Origin of the sequence: Ewingella sp. CoE-038-23, from assembly GCF_040419245.1 — a bacterium.
Classification (GTDB): Bacteria; Pseudomonadota; Gammaproteobacteria; order Enterobacterales; family Enterobacteriaceae; genus Ewingella; species Ewingella allii.
Genome location: NZ_JAZHOH010000001.1, coordinates 1,518,771 through 1,542,480, shown reverse-complemented (window position 1 = coordinate 1,542,480; position 23,710 = coordinate 1,518,771). Strand labels below are relative to the sequence as shown.

The window sequence follows — 23,710 nt, the reverse complement described above, 5'->3', positions numbered from 1 at the left end:
CAGCCCGCATGTACTGGCGCACGCCGTTTCGTACCGGGAAGCATGCTTTCCGGCACATGGCCGCACAGCGGCCACCTTCTTTACCCCATGCGCTCGCCCCGCCTTTTCGCCCGACACCGTGGGGCGAATTGATGGGGCGATGTCATGGGGCGAATCGCTGACGAAGGAGGCATCGTGATTTTAAATAAGCTTGCCGCTTCACTGTCACCGATAGTGAACGGGATGCTGACGCTGCTCGCTTTTGTGCAACAGCAACAACTGGTGCTGGCGTTATTAGCGGGGCTGACGATGCCGTTTTTCGCGTCGATGAAAAGCGATGAACGGCAGAAAGCCCCGTTATGGAAAAGGTTGATTATCGCTTTTTCCCTGCTGTGTTTTCTCTTCGGCACACTGGCCCCGATAGTTATCGGATCCTTCCAGTGGCTGTATAAGACCAGACTCACCAGTGATAATACGGTCCTGGCCTGGTCAGTACGGATTGCTTTTACTGTGACCGGGGTTATTTTTCATATTATGCTTCGCCGTTTATTAACACCGGAGCTGGACAGGATAAAGAAACACCTTGTTAAAAAGACTACCCTTGAACGGGAATTGCGCACCGATATCCGCACGGTAAAATCCCTGCTGCCGGAAACTCTGCATTATGACCCACTGGATTATATCGACCTGAAAAGAGGGTTATTTATCGGCATGAACCGCGATATTCAGCCGATGTATCTGCCGTTAAAAGACTGGCAAAAACAACACGCTGATATTATCGGCACCACTGGTGCCGGTAAAGGGGTTGCCACCGGGATATTACTTTATCAAAGTATTCTGGCCGGGGAAGGCGTATTTGTGATGGACCCCAAGGATGATGAATGGGCACCGCACCTTTACCGAAAAGCCTGCGAGGATGCAGGGAAGCCCTTTGCCTTAATTGACCTGCGAAAACAGCAATACCAGTTAAACCTGATTGAAGATATTACGCCAGATGAACTGGAAGAACTGTTTGTTGCAGGTTTCAGTCTGGCGGAAAAAGGACAGGAATCAGACTTTTATCGTATTGATGACCGAAAAGCCGCGCGGATGGCCGCGCAATTTGTCAGTGATAATCCATCGGCAACTCTCCGTGATGTTTATAACGGTGATTACGTTCAGGGTATTGCCGAAAAAATCAAAGCATTTTTTGGCAAGATTGAAGAGCTGGCAATACTCAATGCCATTAACTCACCAGAAGGCTTTTCGCTTAAGCACATATTTGATGACGGCGGCTGCTGTTATGTTATCGGCTCCATGCGAAACAGCAAAATTATTACCGCACAGCGGATGCTGCTGGTTCGCCTGTACCAATTAGCAGAAAGGCGCGACCGTGTAACAGATGTACCGCGCCCCATTGCTGTTTATCTTTCCGAGCTGAAATACCATTTATCCAGACCAGCGCTGGAAGGTTTAGGTGCGGCACGGGATAAAGGCGTGCATATTATTATGGACCACCAGTCCATCACCGATTTAAAAGACTGCCCGGCAGATTTGAAAGGTGACGCCGTTGTCGGTGCGGTTGTTGAAAATGCAAAATTCAAGCTGGTATACCGGGTTATGGACCCGGATACAGCGGAATGGGTGGCGAGAATGTCAGGCACGATTCTGGTGGATGATGAACTCCGTAAGGCTAAAACGGATAATATGCTAACGGAGACCATCGACAGTGAGCGCACAATCCGCCAGGCCGAACGTTTCTTTATTGACAGCAATATGATCCTGAACCTGCCCGATTTTGTCAGCTTTATCTTTACGACAAAAACGCTACCTTCTGCTTCACTGATCTCGCCGATAAAGGTCAGAAAGAGTCAGCTAAAAATCTTTTCGGTTTCCCCTGATATTGCCGCAGCGGTAGCCCCCGTGAAGATCATGCTGGATTTTGGCGAGGATGATAAACCCGCCATGTCGGATGTGATGACAACACACCCGGTTCTTTTCTTCGACGAAAGCGAAGTAAAACCGGTAAAGCCGAAACCTGATGATGAAGAACACCTGTCCCCGCTTGATTTTTAAGGAGCGCTTATGCTGATTTCGTCATTTAACGAGCGCCAGACGCGTAACAACGAAAAAATAAAACAACTGCTGAACTTCCTGAAAGAAGAAACCTACAGTGATTTTAAAACGCTGATGCTGTTATTTGGTTTCCGGGATCATAAGTCGCTTTATTCGCTACTGGCAAAAACGGAGCGAATGGGGTTAATCCAGAAGCATGTGCTTGAATCACGAACAATGAAGATTTCATTGTGGGGGATCACCAGCGACGGGCTGGCGGTGGTGTTAACCTTGGATGATAAAATCTTTCCTGCGCGGTTTGAACCATCAAAAATCACCGGCTGGACGCTTGAGCACCATCTTGATAATCAGGCCGCCAGGCTTATTCTGGAGAAGAAAGGCGCTTCGGGATGGATTAACGGCGACCGGGCCACCTTTCTCAGCCAGTATCAGGTAAAACATCGGCCAGACGGGCTGATCACTCTCCCCTGCGGAACCGTGATCGCCATTGAGACCGAGCGCCGTCTGAAAACCAGAGCTCGCTACCAGTCAATCATCGCAAGCCATTTACTGGCCCGGACCCGGAAAGACTGGATTTACGTTTTTTATATCGTGCCGGACCCGCAGAAAAAGCGCGGCCTTGAACGGCTGTTTGACAGCATCAGACACGTTATCGTTAACCATCAGCACATCCCGCTGGAAACCCGCCACCGGAATGTCTTCCGCGTCTACACGCTCGACGAGTTGCAACGGCTCAATTTGGATAACAATATATAGCTACGGTCTCACCGATTACGCCAGATGCATGCACCAATCACAAGTCGCTCTAACCAGAAATCAGGTAGAAATAAAGTCGTCCGGTCCTAAATAGTCGAACATGGCACGACCATTCTCATCATCCACCTCAACTCTAAGAAGACCTCTTCTGTTTGTGTTAATTCTGCCATTTATACTTCCTAGAGGAGTGCCATCATCAGCCAGTACGTGATGAATACCATCAACAGTGTAAAGCTGCAATGGTGTGCCGATCACTGCCGGAGTAGCTCTCCAGTCCACCATTCCGTTATAACGATGACGACTCCAAACCTGGCTGCCTTTGGGGCTGAGACTACCCAAGAATTCCAGCCACATCACTCTGGTTTCAGGTGTAGGCCAGTCATGATTATCCGTGTGGCTTATCACTTCTTCAGAGTTCAGCCACCTTCTAAGCTCCTGGCCGGATTGAAAATCTGCAGTAGTGTCTGTAACCACTTTTATGGCTGCAAGCCTGGAGCTAAAACCCGCCTGAATAAGCAGTGAAGACGAACGGCTCAAGGTACCTGTTTCAACGGCAGCAACCGCAAAACCTAACTCATAATCGTCTAGCGTGGTATCTGTATCACCTATGAGGTCTCCATTAGCTGTTGCACGTACCCTAATAGCCTCCATTGCCCACGGAAGTCGATACACCAGCCCATTCTCGACGAATTGAAGCGTTTCAGACGCCTGCGTATTCGCGACGTTAGTCATGGGTTCACCCAATAGCCAGGAACGTAAAATACCTCTCCAGTCGCCAGGCAATGGATCGGGTATAAACGGATAGAAGGTAAAGACCTCTTCAGCGAGCGCAGTGATAGCAGCAATTGCCTCTTCGGCATCACCGCCCATTATAGCCGCATTCGCATCAATCAATAGTTGGTTGGCCTTAGCGGCAATAGCATCAAGTCGTAGCCCGGTTGTAAGTCCTACCCCCGACAGGAAATACCCCCGGCGCCCTGCTGCCGTTGAGCGCTGCCAGATGTAGCGGCTGCGGGACAGGAGTCCCGATTTCAGCAAAATCCGTTCATTCTCATCCCTATAACGCTGCAAACTGCGTTGCCAAAGTGAAGACTGAAGAATGTCATCAAGAGCAGTTTCAATCTGGTCATCCGGGATATCATTCTCACCAAGAAGGCTCAGAATAGCAGTATCAAGCGTTGAAAGTTGTTTTTCCCAGATGGCCTGCGCAATATCTCTTTCTTGCGGAGATTCGGTCATAATTTCTGGAAATTCCCACGCTACGGCGTTGTTGGTCACATATTCAGTGAGTGCTTTTAAATCCCCACCAAGCCGTGTATGCATGCGAATCAATAACACACAGACAAGCTGTATTAGTCCGCTCTCCATCTCACGGGCCCCCGTGTCAGATGTGAGGGTATGCCAGTTAGTCTGGCGTTTATTTACTTTATCGAATATTGGATAAATCACCAGCCCTTCAACATCTACATATGCGCGCCCTGCTCTGCCTATGACGTTTCTGAACTCGGACACTTTGATAAGCTCGCGATTCCGATGAAGAGAATGCATGACGATAGCCGTTGCCGAAAGATTAAGACCTTGTGCTAGCGTCGGTGATGAGATCGTCACTTTAAGTACCCCATCTCGCAGCAAACGTTCGATTTCTTTGCGGTAAGCCGTAGGCAATGCGCCATGATGAAGAGCCACGCCCAACCGTAGGCAGGCAAGTATCGGGCTGTGTGCCCCCAACCATTCTTCTCCCAGCGAGATAGCCGTATCCAGAATGTCCGGGGCAGCATCAAATAAAGATGGCAGTAGTCCGCGCTGATGCAAATCGACAATTGTCTCGGCAAACGGTTCGACGCTCCGGCGAAGTGGGCAGTAGATAAGTACGGTCTGTCCATCTTCAATTAGACGCCAGGCTGTCGCTAAGCAGAGCTCCTTGTTATCAGAGGGAAACATTTTTGTTCGCTGCTTTTTATTAGGTAATTTAACCTTTGGCGGTTGTCTGCTGACGATAAAACGCGATACCCAAGCCGCCTCATAACCGACACTGAGATTAAGCCGACCTGCTGGAGCGGACCATATGACCTCGCCAAACTGCAAGCGGGTCGGTCGCCAATTATTTTTGATTGGTCCTCCGGGCTTGTCACGACGGAGCCAACCGGCAAAATCATCGAGTTGCTCACCATCAGGTAGAATTGCCGAGAGGCAGACAATTCTGCGCGTATCGGCATCCTGTCTGCGCAACAGCCGTTGAATTTGAACTTCATAGCGAACCTCTCGTTCATCGGCCCCAATCATGTGCCCCTCATCAAAAATAAAAAGTCCTACATCATTAATAATTGACGGGTCATTCCGGAGAGCAAAGTCAAGTTTTTCAGGCGTGGCGACGACGATGTCACGCTGGCGAATTGCATCCTCATCCATACCACTTACGCCAATGCTGCCATACAGCATTGATATTGTTTTCCCAAGCGGCCCAAATGTTCTGGAGAGAGTGGCTTCTGTTTGTGCAGAAAGCGCACGAAGCGGGGTGATGAAAACAACACGCTTGCCTCCCGCCAGACAGCGAAGAATACACAATTCAGCAATACGAGTTTTTCCAGCGCTGGTTGGCAACGAAACAACCAAATCGTCATTGTCATTAACAGAGCGTCCGGCGGCCTCTCTCTGTGATGGCCAGAGATCAATTTCGGCTCGAGGTCGTCTTTGAAGCAGTGCAATAAACAGTTCCCGAAGCGCGGGCCATTCAGCAGCGTCACCACCAACTGGAACCAGTGGCAATCTTTCATGGAATGTATCTGACCAAAGGTCAGATAACAGATGAATGGTAATAAAGTTTAGCCACCACTGGGGTAGCATATTAAACTGAGCACATATACTTAGACTAATTCTTAATTTTTCAATAGCCTTGGAAAGCAAACGTGATTCTCCCCTTTCTACGGCGAGAAGGTAGAGAGAAATGGCCGACATATAGGCGTCAGTCAGTGCCAAATCAAGCCCATCAAAAAGGATGTCCTCCTCTGACTCACTGACACCGTTCTCGTCTTGCGGCAAGTTTAGGCGAGCCTGGAGGATTTCAGTAATTTTCACATCACTACCATCACCTCTGAGCCGAAAGCCCAACGCATTATCGCGCAGAGTACGCAAATCACGCCGGATCAGTTGTGTAAGAGCCCTTTCTATTGGTGAAAAATTATCATCCTGACCAACCATTGCGAGTAACGAATAGGCTCGTGCTGAAAGATGCGCAAGGTGATAGCTTGCAGCAGCCATTACGAAGTGAAAATCCGTATCCCGGCTGTCGCGTTTTCCTTTAGCAATAGCCGACTCGAGTGCGGTTCCGGCCTGTTCAAAAGCAATTCGCACATAGGCGTCGTCTCCATTAAGTTCTCGAAGACGAAGGCCGAGATCGATTAGAGCATAAGCATAGCCTTGAAGGTCCTGACTGAGCAGTGCGCTAAACTCCGGTGCATCCGGCGGCAAGTCACCGTCTCGCCAGATCACCGACCGGGCTTGCCCGCGTGCAATCAGGCGCCCGCGAAAACCTACAGCTGAAGCTTCCTTAATAGCTTCGATAATTTCATCAGCTGTTGCTGGCATCGCTAATCACCTTTTCAAAAGTTGCGGCAATAAACTCACCATGGCGAGCAATTCTTAGACAAACACCCCACTGATTATTTTGATCTGTATACTTTTCAATTGAAGTGGTCAGCATAGTTTCTGAAGAGTTGCCCGATAACAGAAAGATAAGATGCCGGACGCATCCAGGAACAATTCCTTGCCGAAGCGTTGCATTTAAGATCGCTTTAGCCAAAAGCTCCTCACCCTGTTCATTCAGGCGATCTGCTATGAACATTAGGGCATGTGAAGATGGCAGCCCTTGCTCTTTATTCAAGTTATCGCGGGCTTCAGAAACCACCTCTCCCGTCATTTTAGCGCGACTTTTCGCTTCGGTTTTAAGGAAAAAAAGTTGTTGAGAAGACTGATCTATGTAGATACCAATGACGTCCTCACCACGCATCGACATATTGCGATGATCTTTCCAGCGCAATCTTTTTATAGGCGTTTTATAGCCATTGCTACGTGCATTTATCCATTCAGTTGCAAATATCTCACCCAAATCACCGGAACGAATCTGTTTCGTTTCAGGCAATTTTCCAGCAATGTATGCCGCCAGCCCCGGTTTACCTAGAGCTTCAAATGCGTTAGCGATATTTCTTGGTGACGCATAGTGTTCAGGTATTAGCGCGGCCGTAACCTGAACGCCGAACATAAACTCGGCATCCCTGGCCGTTATTGACTGCAAATAATGGTCGCTGATATTACGCTCTGTCGAATCACACCAGTCCTCGAAATTTGCCATACTAATTCCTCTATATGGTCTTCTTTTTGGAAGTACGGAACCAAGGAGGGAGAAACACCAGAATATCTTATTGTCAACCGTCCGATCAACATAACTTCAGAGCTTCAACTCTCAGATTTAAAAGAAGTTCTAATGCCAGACACCATAACCAAAGCATAGAATGCACTATTCCGCTGTAGATGTATGACTGTTCGGTGCTCGTTCCGACTCCGCTCCGCCTCACTCATACCCCTACAGCGTTACAGGTTAAGCCCATCCCAGCACGCAAAGCCAACGTTTTCACTGTTGGATAAAGCTCCAAATGTCTGAGCCGCTTAGGTTCTATGCCATCCCGATTGTATTCGCAATCTACAGTCCAACAGGGGAAACATAGCTGGAGGTACATCGCAAAGCGAAAGGTAATGGACCGTTCGTTAGAATCCATACCGAGCAAATCATGATCATTGAATAGTAGCTCGGACAGAGCATGTGACACAGCTTCGCCTGGTGCACATTTGTTGAAGTAGTGAATTTGATCGGGGATCAGTGCCATCATCTCATTCGTATACTTAAGAAATTAAATTGGGCATCCAGGAACAGTGAGTACGCTTTAGGTCCCATTTTTTATTGTCTAACTAAGGCTCACATCGAAGGAAGTGTACACAGATTGAAACGTCGTGAGGATTCTCCGTCTCGCGTCGTCTAGTTCGTCAGACACAAGTTGCGTAAGCATATACGTGGGACAATCGGGCTGACCACATCCACAATGTCTTATTTCCCCTTCCTTAAGCCGAGTTACGAAGATGCGCCGCAGTTGGTCGACCTGACGAACCACTTTTCCCATCACTGTATGGATACGTTGATTTTTGATATGGTGGATCGAAGGAATGCGCCGAATTTCAACGCCATCACGCGTTCGCCACAAACCTGTATTTAGTGCGCCAATGGTATCTTCGATTGCCTTCTGAAAAGCAGGGAGAGAACTTTCTTGCTGAAACGGTGTGCGAAATGCTGGTCGATCAAATACGGCAGCCATCAGTTGCAGAACATCTGCGTCGGAAAGGTCTGGAAAATCATCCGTGAATTTTTGAATATCAGATTCAACATCAGGAAACTCGACGCCCTGGACGAAACGGTGCAGCAGATATTCAGCACGAAGCCGCAAGTTTTCTTCGAACTCCACGCCAGACCATATCGTTACATGGCTGACGCCCAGGGAAGCTGCTGCTTGCTCGATGCGCGTTCTGTCAGCATCCGAGACAGCACCACGTGAGACAATTTAAAGACGTCTGGGACACTGCCAGTTGCTTTAATCGACTTACTCATGTCGCTCTTGGCTTTTGCCAGTGTCAACGTGTCTCGGTTCGCGCATTGGATGATGGTCTTACGTGCTGGCTGGTCATCAAATGGTTCAATACCCGATATATCTCGCCCTTGATCACCTCCTGATTGACCGTGCCAAATTAGATCATGCCAACCCGCGCGCAGGTGGTATGCAAAAACAAGGCGCTCGAACTGAATACCACTGTAGTCCTCAAAATGAACCGGAGAAACCGTTATCGTCGCCATGCTCGCTCCTTTTCTGCTGCTATTAGTCTTCGGTAAACCATACTACATCCCTGTGAATTTCCGCGTTACCCAATGAAAACCACCAAATATTGGTGGCAAACCTTGCTTCTCCAAATGCCTACGCAGTTTGAAATGTAGAATAACTTATTGGTAAACTGGACGCAGCAACAGATTAAGGCAAGAGTGCCTGAACGAGAATTGGGTCATGCCTCTGTAGGATGTCCTGTGCAAAATTGAGTCCTAGCCCATATACTTTACCTGAGCCCTCTCCGACTTTGCACTCAGTTGGATGGACCCCTCCGAATTTGCCATAAAACTGCCAATCGCCATAATATTCAGCCAGAACGAAGCCGGTTATTCCTGATTAAGACCCGAACATATTCGGGGGGAGGTTCACTATAAGTTGACAATTGTCCCCTGTAAGGCGGCTACCAAAGTTGTGGCGATTCACACCTAATTGCTACTTATAGCAAGAGGCTTTACAGCCGCGATGGTCGCCATGCTTATCCATCACGAGTAAAGAATCTGCTGCATTTTACTGATTCCTTGTTTCACACATCCCATAGTCAAAGTTTTAAAATATCTTTTTTTAGTTTTCCGAGAGGTTTATTTTTTACATCAGATGCGCTTCCCGTCGTCTCGAATAACAGCATTTTAAGCTCATCCTCTGTAATGTTTTTCTTTAGTATACTACTCAGATGTCTTCGATAACCTTCATTGTGTAAATTTTTCTTTCTGAGCCACAGGCAGATATCCAGCGAATGCGTAGAATATATTTCTTGATGCCTGAAAAAATGATTTTTTAATAGATCATGTTCATGTTCTGAAGTCAATATTTCGAAATCATCAAAATAGCCCAACAATCCTTCTATGCTTTTATATTTCAATCTAAAATATATTTTATCTTCAACATTGTCAGTGTAGATCCGCTTCATCGGGTACAATCTAGATTTTTTAATCATCCCATTGCAATATGCACAGGAAGGAACTAAATTTATCAACGAAACTGAATAAAGGGGAAATTTCGATTGTGGGTAAAAGTGATCCAGCGAGGCTATATTTTTTTGTTTTTTTCCAAAACTATAATAACCAACATATTGCCTGTTACAGTACGGGCACACTTTTATATTTATATTCTTTATAATAAAACTACGAATATCACCATCAATAAAATTATAATTTATATAACCCTTTAATTTATCATTTATTTTAGAGAAAAAAAGGTCAACTTTTTTATAAAATTCGTAATAATTTTTATTAGTACGAATAACTTCAGCCAAATTAAAAGGCACACACCTATTTAATAGCAAATTCCCTACATCATTAATAATCCTTTCTCTTTCAAGAGATAATTTCTTTGAGAGTTTCATGTCCTTTATACTCTCTTGTTTCCATCTACCCTTTAAAAAATCAAAATACTGCTGACTATGTAACAAAAATTGCGTTAAGTGATAATAATGAGTAATAAACTCATTTTTGCATTGGCTGACATCAAATGGATTGAAGAGAATGAATTGTATATCGTCATAGCTGATTTCAATATCATCCCCAGCGAATTCCAGGCTAAAAGGTGAAAGTTTTCTGAGCATCTTCTTGGTATATTCATTCACAAATCTTGATGTGAAAACCTCCTCAATATTGAGTTCTATCATTTACTTAACCTCATATTTAACTCTGCAAGTCTATATTCCAGAGTTGTAATTTGAGAACGTAATGCTGCGAATGGGATTTTTGTATCGAGCATATTTTGTAAATGTGATCGCAAATAACTGTCATCAATCATATCAATTAAACATTGATATTGCTCATGCATTATATCAGACAGCGACTCATCAGACATTAGCTGCTTAATCATCTTATCTATTTTTAAGCGTGCGAACTCTCCCATTGTATTATTTAGAAAAAAACTATCACATATTATATCGTATATATTGCTGCCGAAAGCAAAGTGACACTCATCAACCGTTCTGGATTCACCGTCATACGTTAGTTTGATAACATTTTCTTTCGGCAAGTCACTTATAATATAAGGGGAGTGCGTAGCCAATATAATTTGCGTTGTGGCAGAATCTTTGAATTCCTCAAGCAAATTAACCAAGTAAGAAAAGAATAGCCTACTCCATTCTGGGTGAAGATGTTCCTCATACTCATCAAGTAAAAGGATAATGTTTTTTACACCCATATTGGAAATCTGAAATTTTATTTCCGCATGGATACTCGCAATCTTAGACACCAATGCCTGCTGGCCTGAACTCATAGTCGGTTGTTCAAGGCGTACCGACGTAACAAAAGCAGGTTTATCAAACTCGTCCATTAAATCAACTATCTCTGGCTTAAATTCCAATTTTGTACATGGTATGGATACCATATAATAACGCCCGCTTCTGGAAAACCATTCAGTTGGTAATGCCTCCAAATAATTGACTACATCACCCCATTCGATTATCTCGTCGATCCCAATTGCTTCTTGTGCAATTTTTTTAAAGCGCTGCATGACATCAATAAGATAATTTTTAATCGATGTATAATCCAACATATCACCAGTATATTTCTTATTCAGCTTATATAAAAACTTATCAACCAATTGCTGATCAACTGGCTCATCTACAACACCAAGATTAGTTGGTTTGATTGTGTTCAAAAAATAATCATTAATGACACTTTCAATCAAGTGTAAAATATAATTCTGTTTAGCATTTTCAAGTCTAGGTGTTTTTTTTCGACCTGGGACAGGAATGAAATCTGCGGTATAGAAATTTCTTTCATTAAAAACACTTAGTCTTACCCCTGAATTGGTATCAGTATTTTTAAAATTTGCCGGCACTTTAAGCAAGAAATTGATATTATTTTTATTAAGCTCAAAAACATTTTTATCATCACATAGAAATAGATAAACATAGCTATTTTTATGATTAATGTAAGCGCGCTTAAAACCGTAGTTACCATACTCTCGATCAAATCTATTTCTAACATTAACATTCGGATTGTACAACACCGAAACGGAGTTATGAAAATCTACAGAATATTCTTGTAAATTATTATTATAAATAATTATGTCATCGGATAATTTAAAACTATAGGCAAAGTATCCCTCGTTAACTTGATGTATTCCGTCTGAAAAGAAGTTTTTTGGTGATACTCCTTCGATAGCAAAATCATCATCTTTTATATGATACAGGCAAAACCATACGGCCTCCTCATTCCTGTAAAGATCATTGTGATCCAAGCGCTGTAAACCAAGTATATTAAGGAGGGTTGATTTTCCGACTCCATTGCGGCCGACAATTGCAGTAACATCCGAAATATTGCTGCCAAAAAAGTTGCTTAACTCTATTTCCTGCGTCCGTTCTATATTTATTTTTCTCGTATTCAAAGAATAATTAACAGAAAACTTACGCGTAAAATTTAGACCTAATTCAAAACTCTCGCCCCAACATGAATGAATATATGAATAGATTAGTTCCATAGAAAAACACTTTACTCTTTGATTTGTTTGATATCTATTATATCGAAATAATTTCGAGTAGACGAGAAGAAAATGCTAACAGATCAGTCACTTTGGTTGCTGTAGTCTAGCACCAAGCTAACGCAGCATCTACATGCTTGATTACCGCAGTAGAATTGACAGCGTTAAATAGTCGATGCCCCAGAATAAAAATCTGGCAGTCAGATTAATTATTGCCTCGTCGCAGACCTTAAGGGTAAGAAGTTACTAACATCGCGATGTATTAATCAACGGGTAGCAGATCACTTTACTCTTGATTTATTACTATAATTATAGAGGTCCTTCTTGTAGATAAGAACTGGATAATTATTGATCCAGTTCTTATTTGACGAATATTATACTAAATACATCAAGTATTGTTTAAATCATCAACAGGCACTACAACTCCAAATTTCTCTAGCTTAAGGAATTTAGCACCTAATATTTCTGAGGGTATTTTACGCTGAAGTAATCCAAAGAAATTTTCATCATGTGTAGATATTATTATTTGCTTATTAAACCTAACAGTAATACTTCTAAGAAGATCAATAGTGGATAGAATATTAATAGAATCCATTGATTGAATTGGATCATCAATCATAATCACATCAATTACGTTTCCATTATCATCTTTTGCATGCAGAGCACTTGCCAAAAATACACTAAGACTTAGAATATTCAATTGTGCCGCACTAAAGAATAATATTGGAGAGACCATATCACCTTTTTCATCACTGACAACAATATTAAGACCAGGTTTATCTGAAGAGTCAAAGTCTGGACGAAACACTACTTTCTTAAGTGAAGGGTGTGGGTCTATCCTTTTATAAATTGAATTAATGAGCTCCTCATAAAAGAAAGATTTTATCAAGTTCCTAAGTTCCTCTATTACTAAGTTTCGTTCCTGAGTAAGAGCTAAATCAACTTCCTTTCTTTTTTCTATCAGACTTAAAGTTTCATTAATATCATTCTGTAACTTAATACTATTTACAAACGACTCTGCTGTTTTCAGAAGCTCTGATAATAAATCAAACTTTCTATTTCGTTCCTCTAGACCATTATAGAGTCTTGTTTCTAAATCAAGCGAGCTGTTCAAGGAATCTTTCAATTCAGCTAAAGATTCATATTTTGGTAAGTCAATATGCTGTTTTAATGATGACGAATAAGATTGTATAACCGCTTCTAATTTAGAAATGCTATCCTCGACGGCCACTTTTTCAGAAACTATTTCTTCAATATCTAGCCACATTTCATCGGCAATCATAGCTTGCTGTAGATCCTTTAACTGACCGGTAATCTTATCAATCTCAAAATCAAACTCATTTATATTCTTAACGTAAAATTGTCGCTTGTCATTATAATGCTCTTTCAAAAATTCAGATGACAAACTATTTTCTTCAGAATACGATTTTGTCTTTAAATAATTAGATGATGACGTCATTTCATGAATTTTAGTATTTAGCAAATTGATGGCCCCACTTAACTCTGTAATCAAAGTTCTTTTAGAGTTAATATTTTTAGCCAAGGCTAGGTTGCTTTTTATTAATTCATTCTTCCTGACTTCCAATTCTTTAAGTTCAGCTTCTAAGCGAGATACTAATTCATCTTTATTTAGTCTACCTACTGTGTTCTGCAGCTCGTTTAACTGATTTCGGATAGACTGTTTTTCAGCTAAAAGTGCTGTTTGGTGTTGTTCTTCTCGATGTATCTCATTCCCTTGTTTATTGATCTTTATACTTAGCTCTTCAAGTTTACACATTTTAACTTCAAGGGCTTTCTGTACGATAGATTCTATCTTATCATTTAACTCTGACTGACGTTTTGAGGATACTTCGAGCTTAGCTGCATTCTCTTTACTAAGCATGGATATTACATCAGTATTTGTTACTTGCTCTGTAAGAGAGGACTCTGACTCATGCGGCTTGTGACATAAAGGACATATATTAGTCGGCCATAAACTTAAGTACTCAAGTCCTGATGCGATTAGACGTTCGTGAACCCCCATTTGCGCAGAAAGAGATTCTTGTGTGTTACGAATTGATTGATCGTGTAGGACACATATATTTAATTCTTGCGATAAATTGTTTACTTCTTTTAATAAATCCGACGACAAGTCAATTAGACTTAAGTCTGATGAAATCAATGATTTGGCCGTTATAGTTAAATCTGATATCTTATTTAACTCAGATTTGTTTTTTTCGTACTTTGACCTATATTGATTAAGTTTATGCTCTAATTCAGTATATATAGAAGCTATATTCGAAAGTTTATTTTGTAAATTAGATATATTAGAATAAGTAAGCGCGGAGTTTTCTAACGTAGAGCGTATAGACAAGCATCGGCTATCTATTGTAGATAAATCAGCATCATTTTTATTCCTTATTTGGAATAAATTATCAAGGAGAGTTTTTTCGTTTTCATAATTACATGAAAGTTCTTCATGTTTCTTTTTAGTTGATTCCAAATTAGATTTCAAGCTTAAGAAGTCCTGAAACAAACCATCTAATTCTTCTATAAACTGTAAATTCTGACTTATCTCTTTCTGTTCGTTAATAAGTTTTGACAGAGTAGATTGCAATTTTTTATAACGATTAGCACCTACTAATCCTTTATTAATTTGAGTTAACCTTTTCTTTTTTTCTATAATTTGGTTTGTACGCAAACTAATATCAGGAAGTTTTAAAATATATTCAGAAATGGAATTTCGCAATAGTTCTTTTTTGCTTAAGGAAAATTTTATTTCGTGGCTTCTTGTTATTATTTTTTCCAACAGCTCATGCTGAGTATTAACTATAGTAGTTTCATCTACTAACGGTAAGTTTTCACCTTCTACCACAAGTTCAGATGCTATTTTATTAAATTGTATAAATGTTGACGCATCAACAGGCTGACTCAATTGTTCCTGAAGTTCATTTTTGTTTTTTTCAAGATTTAATAAAATCGCCTTATTGTCATTCAACAGTATAGTTAGCTCTTGTCGCGCCTTTTCCCAATCACCTCCGAAACTCTCCATAAACATCTTATAACGATCTTGCGGTTTTGCTTCTTTTAAAAAACGATCTATTTCATCTTGGCTAAGAACCACTTTTCTAAAATAGGCATTGATTTTATTTTTATTCTCACCGATTCTTATATCTCTAGAATCAGAACGAACTGTACCTAAGCTTTGTTCGAATGGGACTGGTAAAGTAGTGAACACAGTTACGCGGGTAGGGATATTGTCTGGTACATCTTTATTACGCAGTATTTTCTGAGCAACACCATCCTCTTTTGTACTCCTAGCAGCTTGCTCGTAATTTTTTTTATTATATTCACCTGCAAATCTATCTAAATTATGAGTAATAGCCCATTCAACCGCATCATAAAATGAACTTTTCCCAAATCCATTAGGTGCATAGATGGCTACGAAATTGGATGGAATATCATCTTTATTTGTAAAATCGAAAGTACCATCGTCCTTGAATCTGTAGGCTCGAAAACCTTCTATCTCAACTTTTTTTATTTTCATTTTTATTTGAACTCATTAGATTAATAATCTTATCAATTCTGCTCATACGCTCATCTCTCGACTCAACCTTTGAATCTAAAGGAGTTCCACTAATATATTCAATTAATGATAACTTTATCTCTTTCTTATCCTCTATTTCAGTTAATTCCAGGTCTGCGCCTAGCAGATGGTTATTTAGAAAAATCACAGTATCGGAAATACCCGGCAGAGTATTTAACCCATCAATAATTAATTTTCTAACAGCATACTTATCATTATCTATAAGATACTTTTCCCAAATCGGTAATTTTTCGGAACAAAAGAACACTAAATATATATTCCAAAGAGCTAGTTCCCCTTTCGGCTGGTAATAAGCAGATAAATAGTTCTGAATCGCTTTCCAATTATCGATCAAATAATTAGCACTCGCGCAATAACATGCTACGCATGAAATATAAGATATGTCGTCATCAGAAACAAAAAACTCAAAATCAGCATCATGAAATCTAGATTTCAGAAATTCTAAATCAAATTCTTTATTTAATAAATTCATTAAAGCTTTCCTTAAAAGTCTGAAGTTGGTCTAAGCCAGCTTCAACTTCTGCATATACTCTCTCTTTATTTATAACACATTTTTTTCTCAGCCCTTCAAGATGCGTTAGTACAAAACTTTTATACATTTCTTGTTCAACTTGATCGATTGGAGAAAGTGGACCAGAATTAGCTATGCGCGCAATATTCCTTATGACTCTATCGACTTCAAAATCATCCGGTAATAATTCAGCTCCATTTTCTGGAGACGTCACAATTACAATGCCATTTTTATCTAATAACTTCCGAGCAACTTTCAAGATCACATCTAGTTTACCAACCCAATTACTTCCATCCGGAGTATAAAGAAATCTCCTACGCCGCTCTAAACTTTCAATATAAGAACCATTGGCAATACTTACATTATCAAGAATTGCACAGATGATCAGAAACTCAAAATATGCAACCCATAAATCTTTATTTTTAACGTCGTCGACTTGATATGGCCCAACCAACAGATCAGCTTTGTATTTTGACATTAATTCAAATGGGGGTGGCATGCCTTGGTCTATAAGTTCATCTGCAAACGTATTTAATGCATTCTTCAGATTCAGAACTCTATTCTGGTCAACAACGTTAAAATAAAAAATATATTCTTTTAAACGTGAAAAACACTCCAAATAAACAGGTACCATAGGAGCAGCACTATTTAAATTAATTATTTTCTCAAAACTAATTAAACTTTGGCACTGTATACGTCCATATTGTAGATCTTGACGAATACTGTCCATCCCAAATTCTACGCCTACAAGGAAGGGATATTCATTGAATATGTAATACATTCCACCGCCAGACATCCCATCAATTGCCGTTTTAGCAGGGCTGCCCTCTATTGTGAAGCTAATCAGCTCGCCCCTAACATCTGTCACATGACCATCATAGATTTTCAACGGGGTAGAGCTTTGTCTCTCGGTTCCCGGAAAACCAACAAACTTTAGCGAAGCCAAATTGGGCAATGCTATTGCAGGAAAGGACTGCTGAGCAACAGCTGGCACATATTCAATTTTGATTACAGCACAGTCACAATGCTCTTCCTGACCTACCAATACACCATACACTCTAAGACTATTACCGTATTGATTAGTAACGATATTTTCACTATCTGATTTCGCTAACACATGTTTTGCTGTGAGTACGTATGAATAATCTTGAGTCATCGCATTAACAAGAACACCACTGCCCTCGTTCACGATCACTGCGTTAGAAGTCATCAAATTTGAAGCGGTCATTTTATAGCCTAATTTCTCCATTTAATGCTACAAGGCGAGAAGAGTACAAGGGTACCTCATTTTCGTGAAGCATCTCCTGGATAATGTGCGGATAATTGAACCCAATTTTGCCTTCTCCAGAAGACAAAATCCGTGCAATAGTTCTCTTATCAGGAAGTCCGTGCTTGCTCCCATTAGTGGATATAATGAAGTGATGCGCATCTATGAGCGACAAAAATTCAGGACTAGTATTATGCTGGCTACCATGGTGAGAAATCTTTACGAGATCGAGTATGAGCTTGTTACCTTCATTAAAACCAAGAGATCGTAAACTTCGGACGATATTTTCATCATGTGAATCTCCCAAAAAGAGCATAGCCTTACCATCAGCTTCAAGGATGAATGCAATTGAACTGCCGTTGTAAACAGATTGATCACTATGGAATTGGTCATTAAGCAAAATATCCTCAAATCTCATTCCATAATCCCTCGAAGCACCTGATGTCACAACCGGATCTGGCTCATCTGGCCACTTATGAAGGAGGTTACGCAGATTATCTTCTTCAGGGGATAAGATCGTGAAAGTGAACGGACCCCTTGTAAACTTCTGTCCCGCAATAACTATGGGTTGCCGTTCACAGTTGATTTCTTTAAGTAAGCTTTCCAGTTTCTTCCCTTGCCTAACACTTGTCTGAGGTGAGCTACTTTGAAGACAGACATCATTGTCTGAAATTTCATCAACCTTAAAATATTTGGTGATAAACTTTGACGAGTTGAACCAGATAGAAGAAGCCATCTGGCATAGGTAACCTGGTGTTTCAAAAGCCCTAAGTAGACCACCGATATGATCATCATCTATGTGGGTTAAGATCACCAAGTCAATTTTCTGATCATCTTTTTTCAGATCATCAAGTACACATCGAAGCTCACCGCTATAGCGCCCTTGAGCCCCAAACATAAAAGTGGCGCTATTGCCACCATCAATTAGCAAGTTGTAAACACTATCTGAACTTCTATAACTTACTAAGAAACAATCACCATGATTTGCTTGTAAACTTCGTACACTAATTCCCATAGTTATTCCTTATGAACTGGAACCAGACCAGACCAGACCAGACCAGACCAGACCAGACCAGACCATCTTAATGCCATCAATATAAAAACCCTAAAAATTTCCAACCAATTGATTTTTAAATGTGACTTTTTCATCGGCACCACCTCCCTTCAGGAGAGTGTTTATCATGCCGGAATTCTGTTTCTGATTGGAGCAGGATTTCCGGGTAGGGTCATATCAGATAATCACCCTTCCCTTGCTTGCAAGGTTGTATCAACGGCGTTTTCACTTATAAAAGGACTTTTAAAACAGTTTTGTGCAACCTTCAGCAGTTGGTGGTCATTATGGTGGTCTTGACAGAGTAAGAATTCAAGGTTAGCTTAATTATTAGCCAGTTACTGGCAAAGGCGATCCCAGTCAGAGGAGCCAAATTTAGAAAAGCCCGCTTAAGGAAACTTAAGCGGGCTTTTTGGTTTTTGTGTCTCTAATCGTATGCCCTATTCCTAACGCCAGCCCATCGCTGGAGCGACATGCTTAAGGATCGACTCGATCACGTGCACGTTGTAATCCACACCCAGTTGGTTGGGTACCGTCAGCAAAATAGTGTCGGCTTCGGCGATGGCTTCGTCCTGTTTTAACTGTTTCACCAGCGTTTCTGGATCTGCGGCATAGCTACGGCCGAAAATGGCGCGGGTTTGCTCATCGAGATAACCGATTTTATCGCCGTCATTGCTGCTGGAGCCAAAGTAGGCGCGGTCACGGTCATTCATCAGCGCAAAAATACTGCGGCTGACAGAGACTCGTGGCGCATGCTGATGCCCCGCTTCGGCCCACGCAGCGCGGTAAGCGCGAATCTGCTTCGCCTGCTGAATGTGGAACGGCTCGCCGGTTTCATCAAATTTCAGCGTCGAGCTTTGCAGATGCATTCCCAACTTGGCGGCCCAAATAGAGGTCGCGTTGGTCGCCGCCCCCCACCAGATGCGCTCACGCAGGCCAGCCGAATAAGGCTCTGGGCGCAGTAAGCCCGGAGGATTAGGGAACATCGGCTGCGGATGCGGCTCGGCAAACCCCTTCCCGCGTATCACTTCTAAAAACTCTTCAGTGTGGCGACGCGCCATATCGGTGTCGGTTTCACCCTCGGCTGGCTGGAAACCAAAGTGACGCCAGCCGTCAATCACCTGCTCCGGCGATCCGCGGCTGATACCGAGTTGCAAACGCCCGCCGGAGATCAGGTCTGCGGCGCTGGCGCTTTCAGCCATGTACAGCGGATTCTCATAGCGCATGTCGATCACGCCAGTACCAATCTCAATCTTACTGGTTTTTGCGCCGATAGCCGCCAAAAGCGGGAATGGCGAACTCAGTTGGCGAGCAAAGTGGTGAACGCGGAAATAAGCGCCATCTGCGCCCAGTTCTTCAGCCGCCACGGCGAGATCGATGGATTGAAGCAGCACGTCAGACGCCGAACGGGTCGCCGACTGTGGCGATGGCGTCCAGTGGCCGAACGATAAAAAGCCAATCTTTTTCATAGTAAAAGTATCCTCAGATTCCGGCCTATCCCAAGAGGATATGGCACAGCGATACCCTTACTCTACGCCTCTCAGGATGAGAATAAATTTCATTTATTTAACCTAAGGGTTCAGTTTATTTGATGAATATTGATGAAAAGTCGCTCGTTCTTGAGCCGTCTGCACAAATTGTCTCCCATCAGATTGTGGAAGCAAAAAAATCTTTGCTATCAACAATGTCACTCGATATTATTCGCCCCATTCACGCGATTCCTCTGTAGTTCAGTCGGTAGAACGGCGGACTGTTAATCCGTATGTCACTGGTTCGAGTCCAGTCAGAGGAGCCAAATTAGAAAAGCCCGCTTAGGAAACTAAGCGGGCTTTTTGCTTTCCGATTCAAATCGTTAGAGCTACTTATCCCACCCTGACTGAATGGGTCAATATCTGGCGGAACTTGTCTATGTCGCAGATAACATACTCATTCGCGTTTTTTTGGATGTAGTTCTCTTCCATCAGCTGATTGATCACCCGCCGATAGGTGCGCTCGGAGCAGCCGAAGCGTTCGGCTTCGCGGTAAACCTGGGAGAAATCCACCAGCGGTTTTTGCTGCTGATGACGCTCGTAAAGGTCGGCGACGATGTTAAACACCAGTGGCTGTAAGAAGCGTTCCATGGTTTTTGCCATACCGCGTTGGTAGCTGAGGGATAGCAGCTGGCTAAGCCAAACGCCGACCTCCACGTGGCTGGTGAGGATGCTGTCCATCATCGCCAGCGGAATGACTTTCACCGCCATGGCCTCGTGAGCCACGACGGAAAACTGGCTGGGCGTCTGGGTGAGGTATTCGATTTCTCCAATAATAGTGTCGCTAACGAAGCGCTGGCCGAGGCTGAAGGTCTTACCGTTTTCGGCATTGTAATGCATGGTGTATTCGCCGAGGGTTATCCAGTACAACGCCTGAATCTCTTCCCCCTGACGCAAAATGAACTCATCGGGGCCAATCACTTTGTCTTTGAGTGACGCGGCGTGTACCGCGTCGCGCAGGATTTTGTATCCGCGCTGAGCGTATTGCTGAATGATTGTCATGATGTCGTCGCTCTCCGACCGGCCCGAAATAATAGTTAAGTGAGTAACGCCAACCCTGAGGATTACCCATCGCGCCGCTCGCGAAGTCGAGGGGCTGCTGAGACTAACGATCGGCCCTGATCATTGTCAATGCCCCTTGCACGATCCTCGCCCTGAGTCTCCTTTCTCCTACACCACTTTGCCTCGCCGCCATAGTCGCGCAGACCAGTAAAAATCAATTTTGTGATCGCCGTCGGCCAGGGTCGGACATTTGCCTTTTTCTACGCGCGAAGGGCTTTCTACCATGATGGCCTACATCCCAGTCAGGAGGCCATCAGATGACGCCACATATTAATGCCAACCCGGGCGATTTTGCCGAAACCGTAATCATGCCGGGGGACCCGCTGCGCGCCCAGTACATCGCCGAGACCTATTTGACTGACGCCAAACGCGTTTGCGATACCCGCAATATGTTTGGCTTTACTGGCTACTATCGCGGCAAACCTCTCTCGCTGATGGCCCACGGCATGGGGATCCCGTCCGTATCAATCTATGCCCATGAGCTGATTAACGAATTTGGCGTGAAGAAGCTGATTCGCATCGGCACCTGCGGCGCGGTGGATAGCACGGTGGACATGAGCAACGTGATTGTCGCTACCGGCGCGGGCACCTCTTCTTCCGCCAACCGCGACCGTTTTGGCGGTTACGACTTCGCCGCCGTGCCCGATTTTGACCTGCTGCGCCGCTGCTGGACGGTGTCGCAGCATCGCCAACTGCCCGCCCAGTTCGGCAACACCTTTACCAACGACCTGCTGTATGACAAACCCGAAGGTATGCTCCCAGCCCTCAAAAAAATGAATATTTTGGCAGTAGAAATGGAAACCTCGGCGCTTTACACCATCGCCGCGCAGTACCGCGCCAAAGCCCTGAGCCTGTTGACCGCCTGCGTCAATAGCGTCACCGGCGAAGAGCCAAGCGCAGAACAATTACAAAAAACATTAAACAACATGTTTGAGCTGGCTTTAGAGACAGCAATATTCAGCGATTGATCTTATTTATAAGGCTTATCCGATGACGAACTCTACACACTCACCTGCACCAAGCGGCCTCAAAGTCGAATCCAACGGGGTTAACGCCGTACCTGAATCCGAAAGGTACGGCAGCCCTTCCGGACTGTTCCCCATTTGGTTTTCGTGGAACGTCTCCATCCTCGGTATCGCCTACGGGGTGTATGTTTACTCGCTGGGACTGAGCCTGTGGCAGTCCATCACCGCCGGGATTATAGGGTATCTGCTCTCCTGCATTCTGGTAGGTATTTTGGCGGTGGGCGGCCCAAGAACTGGCCTGCCGACGCTGACCCAAACCCGTTTCTGCTTTGGTTATCACGGCAATAAATTCCCAACCCTGTTTGCCTACATCTCCAATATGGGTTGGAAAATTACCCTGATCACTCTGGCCTCTTCCACCGGCGCGGCGCTATTTGCCAAACTCTGGCCGACGGCCTTTGCGCTGGCGGATGGCAAGCCGACGCTGATGTGCATCCTCGGCTGGTTTATTCTGAGTCTGGCATTAACCATGTCGATTGCGGTTTACGGCCACCAGCTGATTATGAAAGTCGAAAAATACATCGCCTGGCTGACCGGCTTTATGAGCATCATCTTTATCTTCCTGATGCTGCCACACATTCACTGGGACAAGCTGGGCCACGGCGCGGCGCACGGCGACCTGCTGACTTACATCGGCGGCGTGGTGATGGCGATGACCATGGTCGGGCTGGGCTTCCTTAACTACGGCGGCGACTTTGCGCGCTACTTGCCGAAGAAAACCCCGGCCTCAAAAGTGATTTTCTGGACCACCGCGGGCATCTCTCTGCCGGTGAGCATTTTACTGATCCTCGGCGCGTTCTTGGCCGACAGCAATCCGGACCTCAGTGCCGCCGCCGCGCAAGCGCCGATTGCCTCGCTGACTAACCTGCTGCCGTTCTGGTTCTACGTGCCATTCTCCATCGTTATCATCATCTCCCTGCTGGCGGCGGCGATCACCGGCGTTTACAGCTCAGGGCTGGCGCTGTTGGCGCTGGGCATTCCTGCTAGCCGTGCCACCACCACCATGCTGAACGCCATTATCATTGGTTTCGGCGCGTTCTATCTGATGTTTATCTCCGACTCTTTCCTCTCCACCTTCCAATCATTCTTGGCGTCAATCTCGGTGGTGATGGGCTCGGCGGGTGCGATTGAACTGATCGACTTCCTGCGCCAAAAACGTTTGGGTTGGGATATTACTATGGCCAACAAAGCCGGATTCGGCGGCAGAAATGGCCGTTGGACCGCGCTGGTTGCGCTGTTTACCGCCACTATTGTCGGCCTTGGCACCATCACCTCGGGCGACCCGTACATCGCGCACATCGTCGGCTTCCTGCTGACGGACGAAACGCGCCACAGCGTGTTCGCCACCGCGAATATCGGCGTTATTGTGTCGATGCTGGTGGGCGGCGGGATCTACGCCCTGTTGACCTTCGGCCTGAAAATCGCCCTGCCGGGTATCACTTCACAGCCGACTTCTGCTGCCAAGGCTCAGCCGCTGAAGCCACAAAAAACTGTGTAATTTCCAGTAGATAAAATAAAGGCCGCTGA

Annotated in this window: 16 protein-coding genes and 1 tRNA gene; 5 read left to right on the top strand and 12 right to left on the bottom strand. The window is 44.0% G+C overall.

What is annotated here, in order from left to right; translation table 11 throughout:
• Positions 1–174 precede the first annotated feature (174 nt).
• The gene (locus V2154_RS07245) at positions 175–2,034 is read left to right on the top strand and encodes a type IV secretory system conjugative DNA transfer family protein (RefSeq protein WP_353503938.1); all 1,860 of its coding nucleotides are present in this window, start codon (positions 175–177) and stop codon (positions 2,032–2,034) included.
• 9 nt (positions 2,035–2,043) lie between these two features.
• On the top strand, positions 2,044–2,790 hold the full coding sequence (gene mobC / locus V2154_RS07240; RefSeq protein ID WP_203033950.1) for a MobC family replication-relaxation protein: 747 nt from the start codon (positions 2,044–2,046) through the stop codon (positions 2,788–2,790).
• 60 nt (positions 2,791–2,850) lie between these two features.
• Here mobC and V2154_RS07235 read toward each other — a convergent pair whose 3' ends face one another.
• The 11 genes from V2154_RS07235 to V2154_RS07185 form a co-directional block, all read right to left on the bottom strand.
• Entirely contained in the window at positions 2,851–6,375 is a 3,525-nt protein-coding gene (locus V2154_RS07235; protein ID WP_353501659.1) for a DEAD/DEAH box helicase, read from the bottom strand.
• Positions 6,359–7,138: a Hachiman antiphage defense system protein HamA gene (locus V2154_RS07230; protein ID WP_353501658.1), complete on the bottom strand. Its 780-nt coding sequence runs from the start codon at positions 7,136–7,138 to the stop codon at positions 6,359–6,361. The genes V2154_RS07235 and V2154_RS07230 overlap by 17 nt, the downstream gene beginning before the upstream one ends.
• Positions 7,139–7,748: 610 nt before the next feature.
• A complete protein-coding gene (locus tag V2154_RS07225) occupies positions 7,749–8,300 on the bottom strand; it encodes a hypothetical protein (RefSeq protein WP_353501657.1) in 552 nt (183 codons plus the stop codon).
• A 14-nt stretch (positions 8,301–8,314) separates the two neighbouring features.
• A complete protein-coding gene (locus V2154_RS07220) occupies positions 8,315–8,686 on the bottom strand; it encodes a hypothetical protein (protein ID WP_353501656.1) in 372 nt (123 codons plus the stop codon).
• A 566-nt stretch (positions 8,687–9,252) separates the two neighbouring features.
• Entirely contained in the window at positions 9,253–10,338 is a 1,086-nt protein-coding gene (locus V2154_RS07215) for an HNH endonuclease family protein (protein WP_353501655.1), read from the bottom strand.
• Positions 10,335–12,152 carry an AAA family ATPase gene (locus V2154_RS07210; protein WP_353501654.1) on the bottom strand — a complete coding sequence of 606 codons (1,818 nt, stop codon included), beginning with the start codon at positions 12,150–12,152 and terminating at the stop codon, positions 10,335–10,337. The genes V2154_RS07215 and V2154_RS07210 overlap by 4 nt, the downstream gene beginning before the upstream one ends.
• A gap of 388 nt (positions 12,153–12,540) precedes the next feature.
• Complete coding sequence (locus tag V2154_RS07205) at positions 12,541–15,678, bottom strand: sbcc family protein (RefSeq protein ID WP_353501653.1); 3,138 nt, start codon at positions 15,676–15,678, stop codon at positions 12,541–12,543.
• Entirely contained in the window at positions 15,659–16,210 is a 552-nt protein-coding gene (locus tag V2154_RS07200; RefSeq protein ID WP_353501652.1) for an ABC-three component system middle component 1, read from the bottom strand. The genes V2154_RS07205 and V2154_RS07200 overlap by 20 nt, the downstream gene beginning before the upstream one ends.
• On the bottom strand, positions 16,194–17,477 hold the full coding sequence (locus V2154_RS07195; protein ID WP_353501651.1) for an ABC-three component system protein: 1,284 nt from the start codon (positions 17,475–17,477) through the stop codon (positions 16,194–16,196). Before V2154_RS07195 ends, V2154_RS07200 begins: the two co-directional genes overlap by 17 nt.
• 1 nt (position 17,478) lies before the next feature.
• Positions 17,479–18,531, bottom strand: coding sequence for a ComEC/Rec2 family competence protein (locus tag V2154_RS07190; protein ID WP_132343591.1), 1,053 nt, complete (start codon positions 18,529–18,531; stop codon positions 17,479–17,481).
• A gap of 482 nt (positions 18,532–19,013) precedes the next feature.
• Positions 19,014–20,036 (bottom strand): LLM class flavin-dependent oxidoreductase, encoded by a 1,023-nt coding sequence (locus V2154_RS07185; RefSeq protein ID WP_278880845.1) that lies wholly within the window; start codon positions 20,034–20,036, stop codon positions 19,014–19,016.
• A gap of 250 nt (positions 20,037–20,286) precedes the next feature.
• On the opposite strand from V2154_RS07185, the gene V2154_RS07180 reads away from it, so the two are divergent.
• Positions 20,287–20,362: transfer RNA gene (locus tag V2154_RS07180), tRNA-Asn, on the top strand.
• Positions 20,363–20,429: 67 nt separating this feature from the next.
• Here V2154_RS07180 and V2154_RS07175 read toward each other — a convergent pair.
• Positions 20,430–21,098 carry a Crp/Fnr family transcriptional regulator gene (locus V2154_RS07175; protein ID WP_353501650.1) on the bottom strand — a complete coding sequence of 223 codons (669 nt, stop codon included), beginning with the start codon at positions 21,096–21,098 and terminating at the stop codon, positions 20,430–20,432.
• A gap of 317 nt (positions 21,099–21,415) precedes the next feature.
• On the opposite strand from V2154_RS07175, the gene deoD reads away from it, so the two are divergent.
• Positions 21,416–22,126, top strand: coding sequence for a purine-nucleoside phosphorylase (deoD, locus tag V2154_RS07170; protein ID WP_353501649.1), 711 nt, complete (start codon positions 21,416–21,418; stop codon positions 22,124–22,126).
• A gap of 22 nt (positions 22,127–22,148) precedes the next feature.
• Entirely contained in the window at positions 22,149–23,681 is a 1,533-nt protein-coding gene (locus V2154_RS07165) for a purine-cytosine permease family protein (RefSeq protein ID WP_353501648.1), read from the top strand.
• Positions 23,682–23,710 lie beyond the last annotated feature (29 nt).

Excerpts from the sequence above, each read along its gene's own strand:
- V2154_RS07195 (WP_353501651.1), bottom strand. The coding sequence starts at position 17,477 with ATGACCGCTTCAAATTTGATGACTTCTAACGCAGTGATCGTGAACGAG.
- V2154_RS07175 (WP_353501650.1), bottom strand. The coding sequence starts at position 21,098 with ATGACAATCATTCAGCAATACGCTCAGCGCGGATACAAAATCCTGCGC.
- V2154_RS07185 (WP_278880845.1), bottom strand. The coding sequence starts at position 20,036 with ATGAAAAAGATTGGCTTTTTATCGTTCGGCCACTGGACGCCATCGCCA.
- V2154_RS07190 (WP_132343591.1), bottom strand. The coding sequence starts at position 18,531 with ATGGGAATTAGTGTACGAAGTTTACAAGCAAATCATGGTGATTGTTTC.
- V2154_RS07205 (WP_353501653.1), bottom strand. The coding sequence starts at position 15,678 with ATGAAAATAAAAAAAGTTGAGATAGAAGGTTTTCGAGCCTACAGATTC.
- V2154_RS07230 (WP_353501658.1), bottom strand. The coding sequence starts at position 7,138 with ATGGCAAATTTCGAGGACTGGTGTGATTCGACAGAGCGTAATATCAGC.
- V2154_RS07210 (WP_353501654.1), bottom strand. The coding sequence starts at position 12,152 with ATGGAACTAATCTATTCATATATTCATTCATGTTGGGGCGAGAGTTTT.
- deoD (WP_353501649.1), top strand. The coding sequence starts at position 21,416 with ATGACGCCACATATTAATGCCAACCCGGGCGATTTTGCCGAAACCGTA.
- V2154_RS07200 (WP_353501652.1), bottom strand. The coding sequence starts at position 16,210 with ATGAATTTATTAAATAAAGAATTTGATTTAGAATTTCTGAAATCTAGA.
- V2154_RS07235 (WP_353501659.1), bottom strand. The coding sequence starts at position 6,375 with ATGCCAGCAACAGCTGATGAAATTATCGAAGCTATTAAGGAAGCTTCA.
- V2154_RS07220 (WP_353501656.1), bottom strand. The coding sequence starts at position 8,686 with ATGGCGACGATAACGGTTTCTCCGGTTCATTTTGAGGACTACAGTGGT.
- V2154_RS07215 (WP_353501655.1), bottom strand. The coding sequence starts at position 10,338 with ATGATAGAACTCAATATTGAGGAGGTTTTCACATCAAGATTTGTGAAT.
- mobC (WP_203033950.1), top strand. The coding sequence starts at position 2,044 with ATGCTGATTTCGTCATTTAACGAGCGCCAGACGCGTAACAACGAAAAA.
- V2154_RS07165 (WP_353501648.1), top strand. The coding sequence starts at position 22,149 with ATGACGAACTCTACACACTCACCTGCACCAAGCGGCCTCAAAGTCGAA.